The sequence below is a fragment of the Desulfocurvus sp. DL1XJH-121 genome (genome assembly GCF_054819825.1).
This window is the reverse complement of record NZ_JBTVWW010000217.1, coordinates 1-233: the sequence shown is the minus strand read 5'-3', so window position 1 is coordinate 233 and position 233 is coordinate 1. Positions and strand designations below refer to the sequence as shown.

Annotated in this window: 1 protein-coding gene; it reads right to left on the bottom strand. The window is 31.3% G+C overall.

All coding sequences use genetic code 11. From position 1 onward, the window contains the following. The coding region (locus ACYYG1_RS17925; protein ID WP_461211685.1) for a hypothetical protein at positions 1-233 on the bottom strand (233 nt) is incomplete at both ends.

The window sequence follows — 233 nt, the reverse complement described above, 5'->3', positions numbered from 1 at the left end:
AGCTATTCCCTTTTCTTCTTCATAGGTCAATAATCCACCGAAAATCATATCATACATAATTTCATAACTTTTCTTAGATTCCTCTTTATCTTTTTCTCCCATAATTACTCCATCTAATGTTGCAGGTCCTGGAATATTCACCTCAGGAGCTAATGCTTTAATAAATTTAAAGCCTGCTTGTCGCATTAAATCCAATATATCAATTAAAGTATATGTTTGCTTTATTTTGCCAT